At 58.7% G+C, this 19,472-nt stretch carries 19 protein-coding genes and 1 riboswitch; of the genes, 9 read left to right on the forward strand and 10 right to left on the reverse strand.

What is annotated here, in order from left to right; translation table 11 throughout:
* The first annotated feature begins 671 nt into the window (after window positions 1-671).
* Window positions 672-2,687: an excinuclease ABC subunit UvrB gene (gene uvrB / locus FY206_RS07935; protein WP_032638991.1), complete on the forward strand. Its 2,016-nt coding sequence runs from the start codon at window positions 672-674 to the stop codon at window positions 2,685-2,687.
* Between the two features lie 78 nt (window positions 2,688-2,765).
* Here uvrB and FY206_RS07940 read toward each other — a convergent pair whose 3' ends face one another.
* Window positions 2,766-3,701, reverse strand: coding sequence for an IS110 family RNA-guided transposase (locus tag FY206_RS07940; protein ID WP_032638800.1), 936 nt, complete (start codon window positions 3,699-3,701; stop codon window positions 2,766-2,768).
* Window positions 3,702-3,930: 229 nt separating this feature from the next.
* Window positions 3,931-4,839, reverse strand: coding sequence for a uridine diphosphate-N-acetylglucosamine-binding protein YvcK (gene yvcK / locus FY206_RS07945; protein WP_032638993.1), 909 nt, complete (start codon window positions 4,837-4,839; stop codon window positions 3,931-3,933).
* Between the two features lie 225 nt (window positions 4,840-5,064).
* Window positions 5,065-5,199: riboswitch (molybdenum cofactor riboswitch) on the forward strand.
* On the opposite strand from yvcK, the gene moaA reads away from it, so the two are divergent.
* The 6 genes from moaA (at window position 5,187) to FY206_RS07975 (ending at window position 8,666) form a co-directional block, all read left to right on the forward strand.
* The gene (moaA, locus tag FY206_RS07950; RefSeq protein ID WP_032638995.1) at window positions 5,187-6,176 is read left to right on the forward strand and encodes a GTP 3',8-cyclase MoaA; all 990 of its coding nucleotides are present in this window, start codon (window positions 5,187-5,189) and stop codon (window positions 6,174-6,176) included. It overlaps the preceding riboswitch by 13 nt.
* Before the next feature lie 24 nt (window positions 6,177-6,200).
* A complete protein-coding gene (moaB, locus tag FY206_RS07955; protein ID WP_032638997.1) occupies window positions 6,201-6,713 on the forward strand; it encodes a molybdenum cofactor biosynthesis protein B in 513 nt (170 codons plus the stop codon).
* Window positions 6,714-6,716: 3 nt separating this feature from the next.
* Window positions 6,717-7,202 (forward strand): cyclic pyranopterin monophosphate synthase MoaC, encoded by a 486-nt coding sequence (gene moaC / locus FY206_RS07960; protein WP_032638999.1) that lies wholly within the window; start codon window positions 6,717-6,719, stop codon window positions 7,200-7,202.
* A complete protein-coding gene (gene moaD, locus FY206_RS07965) occupies window positions 7,195-7,440 on the forward strand; it encodes a molybdopterin synthase sulfur carrier subunit (RefSeq protein WP_032639001.1) in 246 nt (81 codons plus the stop codon). Before moaC ends, moaD begins: the two co-directional genes overlap by 8 nt.
* A gap of 1 nt (window position 7,441) precedes the next feature.
* A complete protein-coding gene (moaE, locus tag FY206_RS07970) occupies window positions 7,442-7,894 on the forward strand; it encodes a molybdopterin synthase catalytic subunit MoaE (protein WP_032639003.1) in 453 nt (150 codons plus the stop codon).
* Window positions 7,895-7,958: 64 nt separating this feature from the next.
* Complete coding sequence (locus FY206_RS07975; protein ID WP_032639005.1) at window positions 7,959-8,666, forward strand: Bax inhibitor-1/YccA family protein; 708 nt, start codon at window positions 7,959-7,961, stop codon at window positions 8,664-8,666.
* A 108-nt stretch (window positions 8,667-8,774) separates the two neighbouring features.
* On the opposite strand, the gene FY206_RS07980 is transcribed toward FY206_RS07975, so the two are convergent.
* Genes FY206_RS07980 through FY206_RS07990 form a run of 3 tightly spaced genes read right to left on the reverse strand, consistent with a single transcriptional unit; the run spans window position 8,775 to window position 11,733 of the window.
* Window positions 8,775-9,737: a lysylphosphatidylglycerol synthase domain-containing protein gene (locus FY206_RS07980; protein WP_032639011.1), complete on the reverse strand. Its 963-nt coding sequence runs from the start codon at window positions 9,735-9,737 to the stop codon at window positions 8,775-8,777.
* Entirely contained in the window at window positions 9,737-10,975 is a 1,239-nt protein-coding gene (clsB, locus tag FY206_RS07985; protein ID WP_032639013.1) for a cardiolipin synthase ClsB, read from the reverse strand. Before clsB ends, FY206_RS07980 begins: the two co-directional genes overlap by 1 nt.
* Window positions 10,972-11,733: an endonuclease/exonuclease/phosphatase family protein gene (locus tag FY206_RS07990; RefSeq protein ID WP_032639015.1), complete on the reverse strand. Its 762-nt coding sequence runs from the start codon at window positions 11,731-11,733 to the stop codon at window positions 10,972-10,974. The genes clsB and FY206_RS07990 overlap by 4 nt, the downstream gene beginning before the upstream one ends.
* A 133-nt stretch (window positions 11,734-11,866) precedes the next feature.
* Between FY206_RS07990 and FY206_RS07995 the strand changes: the two genes are divergently transcribed.
* The gene (locus tag FY206_RS07995; protein ID WP_032639017.1) at window positions 11,867-12,277 is read left to right on the forward strand and encodes a YbhQ family protein; all 411 of its coding nucleotides are present in this window, start codon (window positions 11,867-11,869) and stop codon (window positions 12,275-12,277) included.
* Here the strand turns inward: FY206_RS07995 and FY206_RS08000 are convergent.
* From FY206_RS08000 to cecR, 5 genes are read right to left on the reverse strand one after another with little or no spacing between them, the layout of a single operon-like run.
* Complete coding sequence (locus FY206_RS08000; RefSeq protein WP_032639021.1) at window positions 12,239-13,345, reverse strand: ABC transporter permease; 1,107 nt, start codon at window positions 13,343-13,345, stop codon at window positions 12,239-12,241. The genes FY206_RS07995 and FY206_RS08000 overlap by 39 nt on opposite strands.
* A gap of 9 nt (window positions 13,346-13,354) precedes the next feature.
* Window positions 13,355-14,488, reverse strand: coding sequence for an ABC transporter permease (locus tag FY206_RS08005; protein WP_032639023.1), 1,134 nt, complete (start codon window positions 14,486-14,488; stop codon window positions 13,355-13,357).
* Window positions 14,478-16,217 (reverse strand): ATP-binding cassette domain-containing protein, encoded by a 1,740-nt coding sequence (locus FY206_RS08010; RefSeq protein ID WP_032639025.1) that lies wholly within the window; start codon window positions 16,215-16,217, stop codon window positions 14,478-14,480. Before FY206_RS08010 ends, FY206_RS08005 begins: the two co-directional genes overlap by 11 nt.
* Window positions 16,210-17,205, reverse strand: a complete 996-nt coding sequence (gene hlyD, locus FY206_RS08015; RefSeq protein ID WP_032639027.1) for a secretion protein HlyD — start codon at window positions 17,203-17,205, stop codon at window positions 16,210-16,212. The genes FY206_RS08010 and hlyD overlap by 8 nt, the downstream gene beginning before the upstream one ends.
* Window positions 17,202-17,879, reverse strand: coding sequence for a transcriptional regulator CecR (cecR, locus tag FY206_RS08020; RefSeq protein ID WP_077064072.1), 678 nt, complete (start codon window positions 17,877-17,879; stop codon window positions 17,202-17,204). Before cecR ends, hlyD begins: the two co-directional genes overlap by 4 nt.
* A gap of 207 nt (window positions 17,880-18,086) precedes the next feature.
* Here cecR and rhlE point away from each other — a divergent pair, with 207 nt between their 5' ends.
* Complete coding sequence (gene rhlE, locus FY206_RS08025; protein WP_032639029.1) at window positions 18,087-19,469, forward strand: ATP-dependent RNA helicase RhlE; 1,383 nt, start codon at window positions 18,087-18,089, stop codon at window positions 19,467-19,469.
* Window positions 19,470-19,472: the final 3 nt, after the last annotated feature.

Genomic DNA, 19,472 nt, shown 5'->3' on the forward strand with positions numbered 1-19,472 from the left:
AAAACGGCTTTTTTAGGAATAGGTCACCGGAGAAGGGCTTAAAAAAAGCCGGGAGTGCACATTGACGGTGCTGGCGGTGTCGGGTTGTGGTGCAGCGGGAGAGTTGATGGAAATGTGAGCAAGATCGCATTGGTTGGTTATGAATGAGGCAACTGTTAATCAGCAAAAAAGAGCTATAAAAATTTTTTCCTGCCGTCTCGTGGGAAAACCCGGGAATTTGCCGAGCGCCACTCCGCACGGGCTGGAAGCAGTTATCCACTATTCCTGTGGATAACCATGTGCATTAGAGTTAGAAAACACGCGATAAGCGAGAGAAGACGCGGCTTTCAACCAAATTGACGCGAAACGCGGCTTTTGAAAATATCGTTTAATATTTAATTGCTTAGATAAAAGCAATTCCCGTCATGAAAGCGTCACCCGTTGCCACAAAACTATCATTACCTGGCTTGACAAATGTTAAAAAAGAAAAAGTTCTGGGGATAACCTGACCTGACTGGTGTTTTATATTGTCACAGTCCAAATTTTGGCCGCTATCGCGCTAATCATTCAGGCGCTACGCTAAATATCCTGACATGCTACTGGTTTTTCATCCAGTGTTTTTTACTGGCATTCCTGGCAACAACGAGTAAAATTACTCACCTGCCGCTTATAACGTCATCAGGTTGTCGCCCATGAGTAAACCGTTCAAATTGAATTCTGCTTTCCGTCCTTCTGGCGATCAGCCTGAGGCGATCCGTCGTCTCGAAGAGGGGCTGGAAGACGGGCTGGCGCACCAGACGCTGCTGGGGGTAACCGGCTCGGGTAAAACGTTCACCATCGCCAACGTGATTGCGGATCTCCAGCGCCCAACGATGGTGCTGGCGCCGAATAAAACCCTGGCCGCGCAGCTCTACGGTGAGATGAAAGAGTTCTTCCCGGAAAACGCCGTGGAGTACTTCGTCTCTTACTACGATTACTACCAGCCTGAAGCGTACGTACCGAGCTCTGACACCTTTATCGAGAAAGATGCCTCGGTGAACGAACACATCGAGCAGATGCGACTGTCGGCCACCAAGGCGCTTCTGGAGCGTCGTGATGTGGTTGTGGTCGCGTCGGTTTCGGCGATCTACGGTCTGGGCGATCCGGATCTCTATCTCAAGATGATGCTGCACCTGACGCAGGGGATGATCATCGACCAGCGTGCGATTTTGCGTCGACTGGCCGAGCTGCAGTACACCCGTAACGATCAGGCCTTCCAGCGCGGCACCTTCCGCGTGCGCGGTGAAGTGATCGACATCTTCCCGGCGGAATCGGACGATATGGCGCTGCGCGTCGAGCTGTTTGACGAAGAGGTCGAGCGCCTGTCGCTCTTCGACCCGCTGACCGGACACGTTGAGTCGGTGATCCAGCGCTTCACCATCTACCCGAAAACGCACTACGTGACGCCGCGCGAGCGTATCGTGCAGGCAATGGAAGAGATCAAAGTGGAGCTGGCCGAGCGCCGTAAGGTGCTGCTGGCGAACAATAAGCTGCTGGAAGAGCAGCGCCTCAGCCAGCGCACGCAGTTCGACCTTGAGATGATGAACGAGCTGGGCTACTGCTCCGGCATCGAAAACTACTCGCGCTTCCTCTCCGGGCGCGGGCCGGGCGAGCCGCCGCCGACGCTGTTTGATTACCTTCCGGCAGACGGTTTGCTGGTGATCGATGAATCCCACGTCACGATCCCGCAGATCGGCGGGATGTACCGGGGCGACCGGGCGCGTAAAGAGACGCTGGTGGAGTACGGATTCCGCCTGCCGTCAGCGCTGGATAACCGTCCGATGAAGTTTGAAGAGTTTGAGGCGCTGGCGCCGCAGACCATCTACGTGTCGGCCACCCCGGGCAACTACGAGCTGGAGAAATCGGGCGATGAGGTGATCGACCAGGTAGTCCGTCCGACCGGGCTGCTGGACCCGATTATCGAGGTGCGCCCGGTGGCCACGCAGGTGGACGATCTGCTCTCTGAGATCCGGGCCCGTTCCGCCATCAACGAGCGCGTGCTGGTGACGACGCTCACCAAGCGCATGGCGGAAGACCTGACCGAGTATCTTGAAGAACACGGTGAGAAGGTGCGCTATCTGCACTCGGATATCGACACCGTGGAGCGCATGGAGATTATCCGCGACCTGCGTCTGGGCGAGTTTGACGTGCTGGTGGGGATCAACCTGCTGCGAGAAGGCCTGGATATGCCGGAAGTCTCGCTGGTGGCGATTCTGGATGCGGATAAAGAGGGCTTCCTGCGTTCTGAACGCTCCCTTATCCAGACCATTGGCCGCGCGGCGCGTAACGTCAACGGCAAAGCGATTCTGTACGGTGACAAAATCACCCCGTCGATGGCGAAAGCGATCGGCGAAACGGAGCGCCGCCGCGAGAAACAGCAGCGCTACAACGAAGAGCACGGCATTACCCCGCAGGGGCTGAACAAGAAGGTGGTGGATATTCTGGCGCTCGGTCAGAACATTGCCAAAACCAAAACGAAAGGCCGCGGCAAGGCGCGTTCCGTGGTGGAAGAAGATACCGTCGTACTGACGCCGAAGGCGCTGCAGCAGAAAATTCACGAGCTGGAAGGGCAGATGATGCAGCACGCGCAGAACCTGGAGTTCGAAGAGGCGGCGCAGATCCGCGACCAGCTTCATCAGCTGCGGGATTTGTTTATTGCGGCATCGTGAGTCGGTGATGTTTTTTCTCCCTCTCCCTGTGGGAGAGGGCCGGGGTGAGCAGCTGTGTTTAAAGTCAACAGCTGACGACTAAGCTGCCGCCCATTTTTTATTGTCCCGCACCATCGCATTCAGGATTGTTACCAGCTTTCTGACGCAGGCTGTCATCGCCACTTTAAAGGCTTTTCCCTTGCTTCTCAGTTTCTCAAAAAAAGCCTGTATGGTTGGGTTATAACGCACCGCTGACATTGCCGCCATGTACAGCGCTGCACGCACCGCACTTCGTCCTCCCCAGATACATCGTTTTCCTTTCATCTTTCCGCTGTCATGGGCATAAGGACACACGCCTACCAGTGCGCTGATTTTACGTCTGTTAAGTTGTCCCAGCTCCGGCAGCATCGACAGCAGAACCGCCAGCGTTGTCCGTCCTATACCCTTGACTTCTTCCAGCAGCTTCACTTTCTCCTGCCATAGCGGCATCACTTTTATCTGCTGGTCGATGTCGTCATCCGTGTCCTTTATCTCTGCGTTAAGCCAGTCAATATGCCGTTTGATACCCATCCGGATAAGCTCATCAGTGCAGGAGCCGTAGCGGTTCTGCTCCATGGTTCTGTTGTCCACCAACTGGCGGCGGCGGGATACCATCATGGCGAGACGCTGCGTCTGTTCGTCCGGAGCGGGTCTGATATCCGGTGTCATCCTGCGGCCAAACTCGCAGATGATGCGGGCATCGTTCGGGTCTGTCTTGAACAGCGTCCCGAGAGCGCGGGCGAAGTGTTTGACCTGAGCAGGATTAACGACGGCGACAGGCAGCCCGGCAAGTTCAAGCGTGGCAGCAAGCAGGTTGTGGTAGCGCCCCGTGGCTTCCATCACGATGCGTGTAACGGTACGGGATGAAAGGGCGTCGAGGAGTAGCTGATGGCCCTGAGGGGTATTATCCAGATGAAGAAAAATCCCGTCAGGACTGATAAATACATCAAAGGTCTCTTTGGCGATATCGATGCCAACGTTGGTATGTTCAGTCATGTTCGAGTCTCCCGGCCTTGTAATATACGGGCTGGCACAGGCCGCCCAGGCAGCTGTTCGGGTTAACAGGAAAACTGATGCCACGCCATGAGCTCACCCGCGGGCTTGGAAACCCAGAGGGCTAACGGGCTGTGGCATCAGGTCAAACTCAGTGACAGTTTACCCGTCTGTTGACGGGTAACTGAAGTGACTTTAAACATACAAGGGCAACAGGCCGCACAAAACGAACCTAGCCCAGCGCCTGAATCGCTTTCTCCAGCGCCTCGCGCAGCAGGTGACGGTCGTGGCGATACTTGATGTCTGAGGCCTCCAGCGGCTCCTGCACCACCAGACGATCGCCAATCCCTGACACATCTACTTTCGGGCCCACGACTACACCGTCAATGATTTTCTTGCCGACGTACTGCTCCATCAGACTCAGTTTGTCTGCCAGCGACAGGCTCGCCGCCGCCGGGCTCAGCTCACGGCCTAAATTGCCGATATAAACCATCGGGGCAGGGGTGCGGCGCAGCGCCTGCGCCAGCTCTTTCACCAGCAGTATGGGCATCAGGCTGGTATAGAAACTGCCCGGACCGATCAGGATAAGATCCGCTTCCCCAATGGCCTCCACCGCTTCTCGCGTGGCGGGCACGGCCGGATAGGTCATGAGCTCCGTTGGCGGCACGAGGAGCTGGTCAATATTCACCTCGCCGTACACTTCATGCCCTTCAGCGTCGATTGCCATCAGGTCAACCGGTTGTTCAGACATGGGGATCAGGAATGCGTCCACTTTGAGCAAATTACGGATAAGGTTGATCGCTTCCAGGGGCCTTACGCTCAGGTGATCCAGCGCCTTTAACATGAGATTTCCAAGGTTATGCCCGGAAAGTTCGCCATTACCGCCAAAACGGTACTCAAACATCGCTGAGGCGACGCTTGGTTCGGTAATTAACTGGTTTAGACAGTTGCGCATATCTCCCCAGGCAATACCGCCTTCGGCACGACGAATTCGCCCGGTTGAGCCGCCGTTATCGGTGGTGGTCACTATCCCCGTCAGCCTTGAGCCGAGTGAAGACAACGAGGACATCACCCGGCCTAAGCCGTGCCCTCCGCCAAGAGCGACCACTCGGTCAAGATCCGCAAAAGTGCGATTGCGCATACGTATTCCTTATCACGTTCGATCGCGTAACAGTAACCTAACTACCCCTAAAAGACGATGCCTTACCCGATGCAAAATGACGTATATCAATGTGAAAATACGATTTTTAGGTATTCTGTAGCGAAAATGCAGGATTGAATCGCTATATAGATGATTATATAGCGCAAAGCGATAATGGCGCAGTCAGAATTTCCGCGCTACTATCGCTCTAACCACGTTTTCAACATTGAAAACATACACTCTAGCCCTTGTGCCTGTGTCGAAAGATATGGCGCTCTGGCCGTGGCAAATGTGCCACCAGGGTACAGAAAGAAATGACTGTGCCTCCCGTATCTGGAAAGGTGTACATGGCTTCACAACTTACTGATGCTTTCGCGCGTAAGTTTTACTACTTGCGTCTGTCGATTACCGATGTGTGCAACTTCCGTTGCACCTACTGCCTGCCCGACGGTTACAAACCGGGCAGCGTTACCAATAACGGCTTTCTCTCCGTCGATGAAGTGCGCCGCGTTACGCGCGCCTTCTCTGAGCTCGGCACCGAAAAAGTGCGTCTGACCGGCGGTGAACCCACTCTGCGCCGCGATTTCCCCGACATCATTGCCGCCGTGCGTGAAAACGAGCGCATCCGCCAGATTGCGGTGACCACCAACGGTTACCGCATGGCGCGTGACGTGGCGAACTGGCGCGATGCGGGGCTGACGGCGATTAACGTCAGCGTCGATAGCCTCGACGCCCGTCAGTTCCACGCCATTACCGGCCAGGATAAATTTCAGCAGGTCATGGACGGCATCGACGCCGCGTTCACGGTGGGCTTCGAAAAAGTTAAGGTCAACACGGTGCTGATGCGTGATGTGAACCATCATCAGCTTGATACATTCCTGGCGTGGATCAAATCCCGTCCCATTCAGCTGCGCTTTATCGAGCTGATGGAAACCGGCGAGGGCAGCGAGCTCTTCCGTCGGCATCACATCTCCGGCATGGTGCTGCGCGACGCGCTGCTCAGGCGCGGCTGGATCCACCAGATCCGCCAGCGCAGCGACGGCCCGGCGCAGGTCTTCTGCCATCCTGATTACGAAGGCGAGATCGGGCTTATCATGCCCTATGAGAAAGACTTCTGCGCCAGCTGCAACCGCCTGCGCGTCTCCTCCGTGGGTAAACTCCACCTTTGCCTGTTCGGCGACGGCGGCGTAGACCTTCGCGATCTGCTTGAAAACGATGCGCAGCAGGCCGCGCTTGAAGCACGCATTTCTGAAGCGCTGACGCACAAAAAACAGACCCACTTCCTGCATCAGGGCAATACCGGCATTACTCAGAACCTGTCCTACATCGGCGGGTAATCAGGCTTAAGAAGGAATCAGAAGATGAGTCAGGTCAGCGCAGAATTTATCCCGACACGCATTGCTATCCTTACCGTTTCCGACCGCCGTGGCGAAGAGGATGATACGTCCGGCCACTGGCTGCGCGAGGCGGCCCATGACGCGGGGCATCACATCGTCGATAAAGCCATCGTGAAGGAGAACCGCTACGCCATTCGCGCGCAGGTCTCTCAGTGGATCGCCAGCGATGACGTGCAGGTGGTATTGATCACCGGCGGCACCGGTTTTACCGCAGGCGATCAGGCGCCTGAAGCGCTGATCCCGCTGTTTGACCGCGAGGTGGAAGGCTTCGGCGAAGTGTTCCGCATGCTCTCCTTTGAGGAGATCGGCACCTCCACGCTGCAGTCGCGCGCCGTTGCCGGCGTGGCTAACAAAACCCTGATTTTCGCCATGCCGGGCTCGACAAAAGCCTGCCGCACCGCGTGGGAAAACATCATCGCCCCGCAGCTGGATGCCCGTACCCGTCCGTGTAATTTTCATCCTCATTTAAAGAAATAAGCTATGTCACAACTGACCCACATTAACGCCGCTGGCGAAGCGCATATGGTGGACGTCTCTGCCAAAGCCGAGACGGTGCGCGAGGCGCGCGCGGAAGCGTTCGTTACCATGCAGCCGGAAACGCTGGCGATGATTATCGACGGCAGTCACCACAAGGGCGACGTCTTTGCCACCGCGCGCATCGCGGGCATTCAGGCCGCCAAGCGCACCTGGGACTTAATCCCGCTGTGCCATCCGCTGATGCTGAGCAAGGTGGAAGTAAACCTGCAGGCGCAGCCGGAGCACAACCGCGTGCGGATTGAGTCACTCTGCCGCTTAACCGGCAAAACCGGGGTGGAGATGGAGGCGCTGACGGCGGCCTCCGTTGCCGCGCTGACCATCTACGACATGTGCAAAGCGGTGCAGAAAGATATGGTGATTGGCCCGGTGCGCCTGCTGGCTAAAAGCGGCGGCAAATCCGCTGATTTTAAGGTGGACAGCCATGATTAAGGTGCTCTTTTTTGCCCAGGTGCGCGAGCTGGTGAATACCGACAGCCTGACGCTGGAGGGCTCTTTTGAAAACGTTGCTGCCCTGCGCGCGCATCTGGCGGCGCAGGGCGACCGCTGGGCGCTGGCGCTGGACGAAGGCAAACTGCTTGCCGCCGTTAACCAGACGCTGGTGGAATTCAGCCATCCGCTGGCCGCAGGGGATGAAGTGGCCTTCTTCCCGCCGGTCACGGGGGGCTGAGATGGCTGAAACCCGAATTCTGGTGAGTCCCGCGCGTTTTAACGTGGGGACAGAATACAGCTGGCTGGCGGAACGCGATGAAGACGGCGCGGTCGTCACCTTCACCGGCAAGGTGCGCAACCACAACCTCGGCGACAGCGTGAAGGCGCTGACGCTGGAGCATTATCCGGGTATGACCGAGAAATCGCTGGCGGAGATTGTGGCGGAAGCGCGAGGCCGCTGGCCGCTCGGGCGCGTCACCGTGATCCACCGCATCGGCGAGATGTGGCCAGGCGAAGAGATTGTCTTTGTCGGGGTGACCAGCGCGCACCGCGGCAGCGCGTTCGCGGCGGGGGAGTTCATTATGGATTACCTCAAAACCAAAGCCCCGTTCTGGAAACGCGAAGCGACGCCGGAAGGCGATCGCTGGGTCGAATCCCGCGACAGCGATAAACAAGCCGCCAGCCGTTGGTAGTCGGTTGACGTGGATGTGTTAATCTTAAGGTGTGTGTCTACTTAATCTTAATCAGGAGTGAATCATGGACCGATTTCCGCGTTCCGATTCAATAGTACAGCAGACCCGTAGCGGCCTGCAGACGTATATGGCTCAGGTGTACGGCTGGATGACGGTCGGCCTGCTGCTTACCGCGTTTATCGCGTGGTATGCGGCGAACACGCCTGAACTGATGATGTTTATCTTCTCCAGCAAAATCACCTTCTTTGGGCTGATTATCGCCCAGCTGGGGCTGGTGTTCGTGCTCTCCGGTCTGGTGCATAAGCTCAGCGCGGGGATGGCGACCACGCTGTTTATGCTCTATTCGGCGCTAACGGGGCTGACGCTTTCCAGTATTTTCATCGTCTACACCTACTCCTCCATCGCCAGCACGTTTGTGGTGACCGGCGGAATGTTTGGCGCGATGAGCCTCTACGGCTACACCACCAAACGTGACCTGAGCGGCTTTGGCAGCATGCTGTTTATGGGGCTGATTGGGATTGTGCTGGCGTCGCTGGTGAACCTGTGGCTGAAGAGCGACGCGCTGATGTGGGCCATTACCTACATCGGGGTGGTGGTCTTCGTTGGGCTGACGGCGTATGACACGCAGAAGCTGAAAAACATCGGCGAGCAGATCGACGTGCGCGACAGTTCGAACCTGCGCAAATACTCGATTCTGGGCGCGCTGACGCTCTACCTGGACTTCATCAACCTGTTCCTGATGCTGCTGCGGATTTTCGGCAACCGTCGTTAAGGTTGTATTCCCCTCACCCTAACCCTCTCCCCATAGGGGAGAGGGGACTGCTCGGTGCAGTCTTTGCTCCCTCGCCCCTTAGGGGAGAGGGCTGGGGTGAGGGGGCTTTCATTTCGCTAACGCCTTCTCGTTCTTCGCTCTCAGCTTTTTCGCCCGACTCTCCAGCACCAGATAACAAACCGTTGCCAGCGCCAGCGGCAGGAAGTAATAGAGCATGCGGTACGCCAGCAGGGCGGCGATAATCGTTCCCTGAGAGACATGCTCCCCGGCCAGAAGGGCAATAAATACCGCCTCCAGCACGCCGATCCCCGCAGGAATATGCACAATGACGCCCGCAATACTGCTCACCAGCAGCACGCCCAGCACGAAGAAGTAATTCACGTCCTCGCCAATCAGCAGCCAGATGATGGCCCCCATCGCCATCCAGTTAGCGCTGGATACCGCCATCTGCAGCATCGCGAACTTCCACGACGGCAGCACCAGCTTTTGCCCTTTTATGGTCATGTGACGGCGCTTAGCGAAGGCGCAGGCCCACAGATACGCGGCGATGATCAGCAGCAGCACGATGCCCAGGATGCGCAGCGTGGCCTCATCGATGTACCAGTGCGCGGGCAGCTGGACTACGCCGATGGTGAAAATCACCCCGCCGAGCAGAATATAGCCCAGCCAGTTCGTGGTGATGCTCAGGGAAAAAATGCGTGTTATGGTCCCGCCCGGCAGCCCGAGACGCGAGTAGAGGCGATAGCGCATGCCAATCCCCCCGACCCAGGTACTCAGCGTCAGGTTGAAGGCGTAGCAAATAAACGACACCAGCATCACCTGGCGTTTAGCCAGCTTGTGGCCGCAGTATGCCCGGCCCAGCAGGTCGTAGCAGCCGTACATCAGATAACTCACGATAACCAGCCCTACCGCGCCCAGCAGCACCATCCGGTTGTAGTTGCGGATGACCTCCCACACCTCTTCCCAGTCAACTTTTTGGGCGTAAACCACCAGCAGAACGGCGACCGCAATAAAGAACACCCAGGTAAGAACTTTTTTCGCAAGCCGCCAGCGCGGATGTGATTTCGACATCAGGGTTTGCCTCCGTCTTCCGCCTCAACGCGGTCCTGGGTTTCCATTTCGGGCTGTACCGGCGGGTCGACCTGCGCCAGCTTCGGCGTATGCGCCGGCAGCCAGCCGACCATCGCCGGGAAATGGCGCAGGAAGTGGAACACCACTACGCTGATGCCCAGGTTCCACCAGGTGCGTTTCGGCACCATAGACTCATCCACGCGCACGCAGTCGTTAACGATCAGCGCCTGCAGGTTGTCCCGCAGGGTCTGGTTAAACTGGCGATCGTGAATGATCAGGTTGGCTTCAAGATTGAGCGACAGGCTCAGCGGATCCAGGTTGCTGGATCCGACGGTGGCCCAGTGATCGTCCATCAGCGCCACTTTGCCGTGCAGCGGTCGGCGGCGATATTCGTAGATCTGAACGCCACCTTTGACCAGGTAGTTATACAGCAGCCGAGCGCCGACTTTGACGATCGGCATATCCGGCTCGCCCTGCACAATCAGCTTCACCCGTACCCCGCGCCGGGCCGCGCTGCGCATGGCGTGCAGCAGGCGATAGCCCGGGAAAAAGTAGGCGTTAGCAATGATCACCTCGCGCTTCGCGTTGGCGAGCATCTTCAGGTAATGGCGTTCAATATCGTCCCGGTGCTCGCCGTTGTCGCGCCAGACGAAAAGGGCCTGCGCTTCGCCGGGCTTGCGGTTCTCCTCCGGGCGATGGCGGCGTTTCCACCAGCGGCGAACGGCCTCTTTCCCCGGCAGGTTCTCCAGTTCGAATAATACGATGTCCTGCACTACCGGGCCCTCAATGCGAATGGCGTAATCCTGCTTCGCTTCCGGGCCGTAGTCGGACATGTGCTCGGCGGAGTAGTTAATGCCGCCGACAAACGCCACCGTCTCATCCACCACCACAATTTTGCGGTGCATCCGGCGGAAAAGGTTGGTCCGCATGCCGAACAGGCGCGGACCGGGATCGTAGTAGCGGAACACCACGCCCGCAGCGGTCAGTTCATTGACGAAACCGTCGCTGAGGTCCGGCGAGCCGTAGCCATCCAGCAGCACTTCAATTTTGATGCCGCGTCGGGCGGCGCGCAGCAGCACGCCGTGCAGCTGTTTGCCGACGTTATCTTCGAACCAGATAAAGGTTTCGAGGATCACTCTCTGCTTAGCGTTATCAATCGCCTTAAAGACGGCCGGGTAATACTCATCGCCGTTGACCAGCAGCGAGATCCGGTTGCCTTCCTGCCAGGAACATTTCATAGGTGGATCTCCGCGCTGAGCGGGGCATGGTCGGAAAGATGTCGCCAGTTGAGGAGCGCCAGGGCGGTCGGGCTGCTGGCGTGGGCATTTTTCACGTAGATGCGGTCAAGCCGGAGCAGCGGGAAACGGACCGGAAAGGTGCGCGCAGGCCTGCCGTTGGCGCGAGTAAAAATCTCCTCCAGCCCGGCCTGCACCTTCAGCCGATGGTTTGCCCGCTGCCGCCAGTCGTTGAAATCGCCCGCCACCACTACCGGTTCACCTTCGGGAAGCGCGTTGGCCCAGTCGGCCAGCATATTCAGCTGCGCCTGACGATGGGCCTCGCGCAGGCCAAGGTGAACACAGCCGACATGGATGGGCTGCTCAAGGTCGGGCGGGGTAATGCGGCAGTAAAGCAGGCCGCGCTTTTCGCTTTCTCCGACGGAAACGTCGCGGTTTTCATAATATTCAATAGGGTAGCGGGACAGCACCGCGTTGCCGTGGTGGCCTTCCGGATAGACCGCGTTGCGGCCGTAGGCGTAATCGCTCCACATGGTGTCGGCCAGAAATTCATAGTGCGGCGTGTCGGGCCAGTTCTCAAAGTGGAGCGGATGGACTTCGTGTGCGCCCATCACCTCCTGCAGGCAGACAATATCGGCGCTGACGGTGCGTACCGCGTCGCGCAGCTCCGGTAAAATGAAGCGGCGGTTAAATGCCGTGAAGCCTTTATGAATGTTTATCGTCAGCACCTTAAGCGAGAAATGCTGCATTTTTTGAGTCATAAGCCCCTTCCTGAGTGACTATCCCAATGAAAATAAAGTGTAGTCGGCGTCACAAAAAGATGCGGCGTTACGGAATTTTCCGTAAAGTGCGGTAGTCTGATTAAGCAGAGAAAAATCCTTCAGGAGAGAAGCCATGAAGTGGCAACAACGTGTTCGTGTCGCAACGGGGTTAAGTTGCTGGCAGATAATGTTGCATTTAATGGTCGTGGCCGTGCTGGTGATGGGCTGGATGAGCGGCACGCTGGTGCGTGTTGGCCTGGGGCTATGCGTCCTTTATGGCGTCACCGTGCTGTCGATGCTGTTCTTACAGCGCCACCATGAAGCGCGCTGGCGCGAGGTGGGTGACGTGCTCGAAGAGCTCACCACCACCTGGTATTTTGGTGCGGCGATGATCGTGCTGTGGCTGCTGTCACGCGTGCTGCAAAACAACCTGCTGCTGGCCCTGGCGGGTCTGGCTATCCTCGCAGGGCCTGCGGTCGTCTCGTTGCTGACCAAAGAGAAAAAGCTACGCGATGTTGCGTCTAAACATCGCGTACGCCACTGAGCCCGTCGTGGCCGCGATGACCAGTAGCGGCCACAAACTTCCCCAGACAATATCCAGACTCGCATCCTTCAGATAGATCTGCTTGGTGATGTCCGTAAAGTGGCGAATCGGGTTTATCCACGTCAGATCCTGGAGCCACACCGGCATGTTCTCGACGGGGGAAACGTACCCGGAGAGCAAAATCGCGGGCATCATAAAGACGAATACCCCGATAAACGCCTGCTGCTGCGTTGAGCAGAGCGCCGAAATTAACAGCCCAAACCCCACCAGCGACAGCCCGTAAATCACCATCGTGAAGTAAAACAGCGCCAGCGAACCGGCAAACGGGATCTGGTAGGCCCAAATTCCCACCCCCAGCACGATGGTGGCCTGGAAGGTCGCAACGATCAGCGCCGGCACCGCTTTGCCGACGAAAATTTGCCAGGTGGCGAGCGGGGAGACCAGCAGCTGATCCAGCGTGCCCTGTTCGCGCTCGCGGGCGACGGAGAGGGAGGTGACGATCATCACCCCTATGGTGGTGATCATGGCGATCAGCGACGGCACCACGAACCACTTGTAGTCCAGATTCGGGTTGTACCAGTTGCGCACCACCAGCTCGCTGTTGTTGGGCTTCGGTTTACCGTCCATCAGCTCCTGCTGGTAATCCTTCACCACCTGCTGCAGATAGTTGGCCGCGATCTGGGCGCTGTTGGAGTTGCGCCCGTCGAGGATCAGCTGCATCGGCGCGGTCTGGAAGGTGTCCAGATTGCGGGAAAAATCCGCCGGGAAGCGCACCAGCAGCAGGGCTTTTTGCGTATCGATGGTCGGCTGGATTTCCTGCGGGCTTTTCAGCAGCAGGATGTGGGTAAAGGCTTTTGCCCGGGCAAAACGCTGCGTCAGCTCGACGGAATGCCTGCCGTTGTCCTCGTTGTAAATGGCAATGGTGGCGTTGGTCACCTCAAGCGTTGCGGCAAACGGGAACAGCAAAACCTGGATCAGCACCGGCAATACCAGAATGGCGCGGGTTTGCGGCTCGCGCAGCAGGGACTGCAGCTCTTTGCGTATTAACGTCCATAGTCGGTGAAACATGTTCGCTCCTTAATCCAGACGCCGTCTGGTTTTCAACCACGTCAATCCGATAAACATCACCGCTGACGCCATTAAAAACAGCGTGTTGATAATCAGCACCACCGGAATATTCCCCGCGAGGAACAGGCTTTGCAGCGTGCTCACGAAGTAGCGCGCCGGAATGATGTAGGTCACGGCGCGGATGACGGCAGGCATACTGTCTATCTGGAAAATAAACCCGGACAGCATAATCGACGGCAAAAAGGCGGCGTTGAGCGCCACCTGGGCGGCGTTAAACTGGTTGCGGGTGATGGTGGAGATGAGCAGCCCCATCCCCAGCGTGCTGAGTAAAAACAGGCTGGTGATAAAGAACAGCACCACCAGCGAGCCGCGGTACGGCACGCCGAGGATAAAGACGGCGACCAGCATGCAGAGCAGCATCGCCAGCATGCCGAGGAAGTAGTAGGGTATCAGCTTGCACAGCAGCAGCTCGACCCGCGTCACTTCGGTTGAAAGCAGCGCCTCCATGGTGCCGCGCTCCCACTCGCGGGCGATCACCAGCGAGGTCAGGATCGCGCCAATGACCGTCATGATAATCGTCACCGCGCCCGGAATAATAAAGTGCTGGCTGATGGCGGCGGGGTTGAACCAGTAGCGCGTCTGCACGTCAATCAGCGGCTTAAATTCTTCCCCCCGATCTTCCGCGCGCTGCATCTGCCAGAGCTGCCAGATCCCCTCCGCGTAGCCCTGCACGAAGTTCGCGGTGTTCGGCTCGCTGCCGTCGGTGATCACCTGGATCGGCGCATCGGTGTTCGCCCGCGCCATGTTGGCGGCAAAATCCACCGGAATAACGATCAGGCCGCGAATTTTCCCGGCCTGCATCTTCTGGATCAGTTCCTGGCGGCTGTCGCTGATGGTGGCATCAATGTAGGGCGAGCCGGTCATGGCGTGGGTGAAGCTCAGCGCCTCTTCGCTCTGCTGCTCCAGCAAAATCCCGACCCGCAGCCTGCTGGAGTCCAGGTTAATGCCGTAGCCGAAGATAAACAGCAGCAGCAGGGGGATCACCACCGCAATCAGCCAGCTGCTGGGGTCACGCACGATCTGCCGCGTCTCTTTAATGCATAGCGCCCGCACCCGGCGCCAGGAAATGGCGTTACTGCGCATGGGTATTCTCCTTATCCCAGTCGTGGATGAGGGTGATAAACGCCTGCTCCATGGTCGGGTCCGGGACCTCATCGTCGGCGGCCTGGTTTTTCAGGTCGTCCGGCGTGCCGTGGGCAATCAGCTTGCCGCGATAGACCAGCCCGATGCGGTCGCAGTACTCCGCCTCGTCCATGAAGTGGGTGGTCACCATCACGGTCACCCCTTTTTCCACCATGCTGTTGATGTGCAGCCAGAACTCGCGGCGGGTGAGGGGATCAACGCCGGAGGTCGGCTCATCGAGAAACAGAATATCCGGCTCGTGCATCAGCGAGCAGGCCAGCGCGAGGCGCTGCTTAAAGCCGAGGGGCAGTTCGTCGGTGGCGTGGGAGGCAATGTTGGTTAACCCGAAGGCGTCGCTCATGCGGCGGATTTTCTCGCTCTGGGCGCGCCCGCGCAGGCCGTATACCCCGGAGAAAAAGCGCAGATTCTGCTCGACGGTCAGGTTGCCATACAGCGAGAATTTCTGCGCCATATAGCCCAGATGCTGACGCGCCTTGCCGGAGCTGACCTTAAGGTCCATATCCAGCACCAGCGCCTTGCCGGACGTCGGCACCAGCAGGCCGCACATCATCTTAAAGGTGGTCGATTTCCCCGCGCCGTTCGGCCCGAGCAGGCCAAAAATCTCGCCGCGTTTTACCGCGAAGTTGACGTTATCGGTGGCGGCGAAATCGCCGAATTTTTTGGTGAGGGATTTCGCTTCAATCACCGTTTCCCCCGGCGTGCCCTCCACCGTGTGCAGAATGGCGCCGAGAGGAGACTCCGACGTCCCCGCGCCGCCCAGCAGGTCGATAAAGGCGTCCTCAAAGCGCGGCGTTGTCTCTTCCACTTCGATCTCAGGCATGCCGGGCGCGCGGCGAATATCGTCGACGTTGGCCTCTTTTTTGAGGATCGCCCGCACCGAGCGGCCCTGAATCATCCCGTCGCTGACCTGCGGCAGCCTGAGCACCCGCTGCAGCAGCCTGCGGTTGGACTCCTGCGGGCTGTGCAGCAGGAAGCTGCGCCCGGCCATGCTCTGGGTCAGCGTCGTCGGCTCGCCCTGATAAAGCAGTTCGCCCTCGTTCATCAGCAGCACGTCCCGGCACTGTTCGGCTTCGTCGAGGTAGGAGGTGCTCCAGAGGATCAGCATCCCGTCGCCCGCCAGCTCGTGCACCATCTGCCACAGCTCGCGGCGGGAAATCGGGTCCACGCCCACGCCGGGCTCGTCCAGCAGCAGCACCTTCGGCTCGCCCACCAGCGTGCAGGCCAGCCCCAGCTTCTGCTTCATCCCGCCGGAAAGCTTGCCCGCCAGCCGGTCGGTGAACGGGCCGAGGGAGGTAAACTCCAGCAGCCGGGCGAAGGTGTTTTGTCGCGTTTCGCCGGTGACGCTGCGCAGGTCGGCGTACAGGTTCAGGTTTTCCATCACCGTCAGGTCTTCATACAGGCCAAACTTCTGCGGCATGTACCCGAGCATGGCGTGGAGCGCGCCGTCATCTTTGATCGGGTCAAGGCCCAGCACGCTGGCCGAGCCTTCATCCGGCTTCAGCAGACCGGCCAGCATTCGCATCAGCGTGGTTTTGCCCGCCCCGTCCGGGCCGACCAGCCCGGTGACATAGCCTTTCTGGATGGTGCAGTTCAGCGGCGCGACCGCCGGTTTGTCCATCCCCTTAAAGCGTTTAACCAGATTGCTGAGCTGAATAACCGCGTCATTCATGTCGTTCCCCGTTGTTCACTTTTACGGTGACGGGCATGCCCTGACGCAGGGCGTCGTCCGCATCGGTGACGATGATGCGCAGGCGATACACGAGGTCGGTACGCAGGTCCGGCGTTTCAACGGTTTTCGGCGTGAATTCGGCGGTAGGGGAGACGAAGCCCACCTTGCCGTGATACGGCTTGTCCGGGCGACCGTCGGTATAGAGCAGCAGCTCGCGGCCCGGCTGCATCTGGCCGAGATTCGGCTCGTCAATGTAGGCGCGCACCCAGACCGGGCGGGTCAGGGAGAGCGTTAAGACGGTGCTGCCCGCGCTGAGCATGCTGCCCGGCTCCACGGCGCGGGTCATCAGCGTGCCGTCAGACGGCGCGATTAAGGTGGTGTCGTGCAGATCCAGCTGCGCCTGGGCCAGCTGCGCCTGAGCCTGTTCAAGGCTGGCTTTGGCCTGGGCAATGTCCTGCGGGCGGTTACCGGTGTGGTACTGGCTTAATTTATCCTGCGCGGACTTCAGCGTCGCCTGCGCCTGGTCGCGGGACGAGCGCGCATTCTCCAGATCGTTAGCGGAGATGGTGCGGCTTTTCCACAGCCCCTGCTGGCGCGCGTAGAAGTTCTGCGCGTAGTCGTAGGCCGCCTGCGCCTGCTTAACGGCCGCCGCGGCCTGGGCGATCTCTTCGTCGCGATAGCCGGCCAGCATCAGATCGTACTGCGCCTGGGCGACGGAGACGCCCGCTTTGGCCTGCATGAGGGCGTTCTCGTAGGGCGCTTTATCCAGCACGCCCAGCGTCTGCCCGGTTTTAATGGCATCGCCTTCGTCAACGCTCAGCGAGGCGAGACGTCCGCCGACGCGGAAGCTCATGTTCACCGTGCGAATATCCACGTTACCGTACAGCGTCAGGCCTTTATCCTGATGGCTCTGATACCACAGCCATCCACCGACGCCCGCGGCAAGCAAAACAACAACCACCAGAATGATGGCGACAGGTTTTTTCATGACTTCAGGCTCCTTTGCGTTAAGCCTTGCAGGATCAGATCGAGATGACAGGCGATGACCTGGCCAATCTGCGCGGCTTTATCCTCATCAAATTGTGTCCAGCCGGTGCGTAACAGGATGGTTTCCCGGCCCAGACGGAAGGCAAGGATCTCACCCAGCAGGGCGTGGGTATGCAAAATGGTCTCGGTATCGTTGGCATTGCGCCCGGTATAGGCGGCGATCAGCCGGGTCAGGTGGGTATGCATCGGGGCAATCACCCGATCGTGTACCCGCTGATAGGCGGCAGTGGGGGAGAGCTGCTCCCGGGAGATAAACTTGCTCAGGTTGAGCGTATCGTCGTGCGTCAGCAGGCGAATCATATTGTGGCAGGCAGTGAGAATAAGCTCGCGAACGGCGGCGCGATCGGGCGACGGCTCGCCGAGCAGCGCGGTGGCTTCCTCAACGTGCGGCTGAAACTGCGTACCGATAAAATCGGCGATCCAGTCGGCGCAGGCGAGATATAAATCCTCTTTTGAGCCAAAATAGTAAGTAATCGTCGCAATGTTCTGCCCGGCCAGCGCGGCAATATCGCGCGTGGTCGCATGCAGCCCGTACTCGCCAAACTGCGCCAGCGCGGCGGCGATAAGCTGATTTTTGGCCTGTTCACCTTTGCTTGTTGTGGGTGTCGTATTCATGGCAGCAGTAAAAATTAATCAATCGATTGATTAAGATTATGCCTGATTCACGCTAACGTCGAGGAAACGCTGAGGGATATTTTATGCGCCACGTCACAAAAGCTGCTACACTCCGCCCCTTCGCGACATTGTGGTTTTTGTCCTCCCCTATTCGTTATATCTCCCTGAAAACTACACCTGTGACGGTCGGGGCGGTTCGGAGTTTTTATGTCTTTTGATTCCCTTGGCCTGAACCCGGAAATTCTGCGCGCGATCGCAGAGCAGGGCTACGTTGAGCCAACCCCAATCCAGCAGCAGGCTATTCCTGCCGTTCTTCAGGGCCGTGACCTGATGGCCAGCGCCCAGACCGGTACCGGTAAAACCGCGGGCTTTACGCTGCCGCTGTTAGAGCTGCTGGTAAAAAACCAGCCGCACGCCAAAGGGCGTCGTCCGGTTCGTGCCCTGATCCTGACCCCAACCCGCGAGCTGGCGGCGCAGATTGGCGAGAACGTGCGTGACTACAGCCGCTATCTCAACATTCGCTCGCTGGTCGTTTTCGGCGGCGTCAGCATCAACCCGCAGATGATGAAGCTGCGCGGCGGCGTGGACGTGCTGGTGGCAACGCCGGGTCGTCTGCTGGATCTCGAACACCAGAACGCGGTGAAGCTCGATAGCATCGAAATTCTGGTGCTGGACGAAGCCGACCGCATGCTGGACATGGGCTTCATCCACGACATTCGTCGCGTGCTGGCTAAGCTGCCCGCGCGTCGTCAGAACCTGCTCTTCTCCGCGACCTTCTCCGACGAGATCAAGGCGCTGGCGGAAAAGCTGCTGCATAACCCGCTGGAAGTGGAAGTGGCGCGCCGCAACACCGCCTCCGAGCAGGTGACGCAGCACGTTCACTTTGTGGATAAAAAGCGCAAGCGGGAACTGCTCTCCCAGATGATCGGCCAGGGTAACTGGCAGCAGGTGCTGGTCTTCACCCGCACCAAGCACGGCGCGAATCACCTGGCGGAACAGCTGAATAAAGACGGCATCCGCAGCGCCGCCATTCACGGTAACAAGAGCCAGGGCGCGCGTACCCGTGCGCTGGCGGACTTCAAGTCCGGCGACATTCGCGTGCTGGTGGCAACCGACATTGCCGCCCGTGGTCTGGACATTGAAGAGCTGCCGCACGTGGTGAACTACGAGCTGCCAAACGTGCCGGAAGACTACGTGCACCGTATTGGCCGTACCGGCCGCGCGGCTGCAACCGGTGAGGCGCTCTCTCTGGTCTGCGTGGATGAACACAAGCTGCTGCGCGACATCGAACGCCTGCTGAAGAAAGAGATCCCGCGCATCGAAACCCCGGGCTATGAAGTGGATCCGTCCATCAAGGCCGAGCCGATTCAGAACGGTCGTCAGGGTGGCGGTCGCGGTCAGGGCGGCGGCGGTCGCGGTCAGCAGCCGCGTCGTGCCGAAGGCGGCGCGCCGAAGCCAGCGGGCAAACCGCCGCGTCGTAGCAACGACGGCAAACCGTCCGGTGAAAACCCGTGGCGCAGCGGCGAAGGCAAGCCGGCAGGAGAAGGGCAGCGCCGACGCCGCCCGCGCAAGCCTGCTAACCCGCAGTAATCT

Source organism: Enterobacter chengduensis (assembly GCF_001984825.2).
Lineage (GTDB): Bacteria > Pseudomonadota > Gammaproteobacteria > Enterobacterales > Enterobacteriaceae > Enterobacter > Enterobacter chengduensis.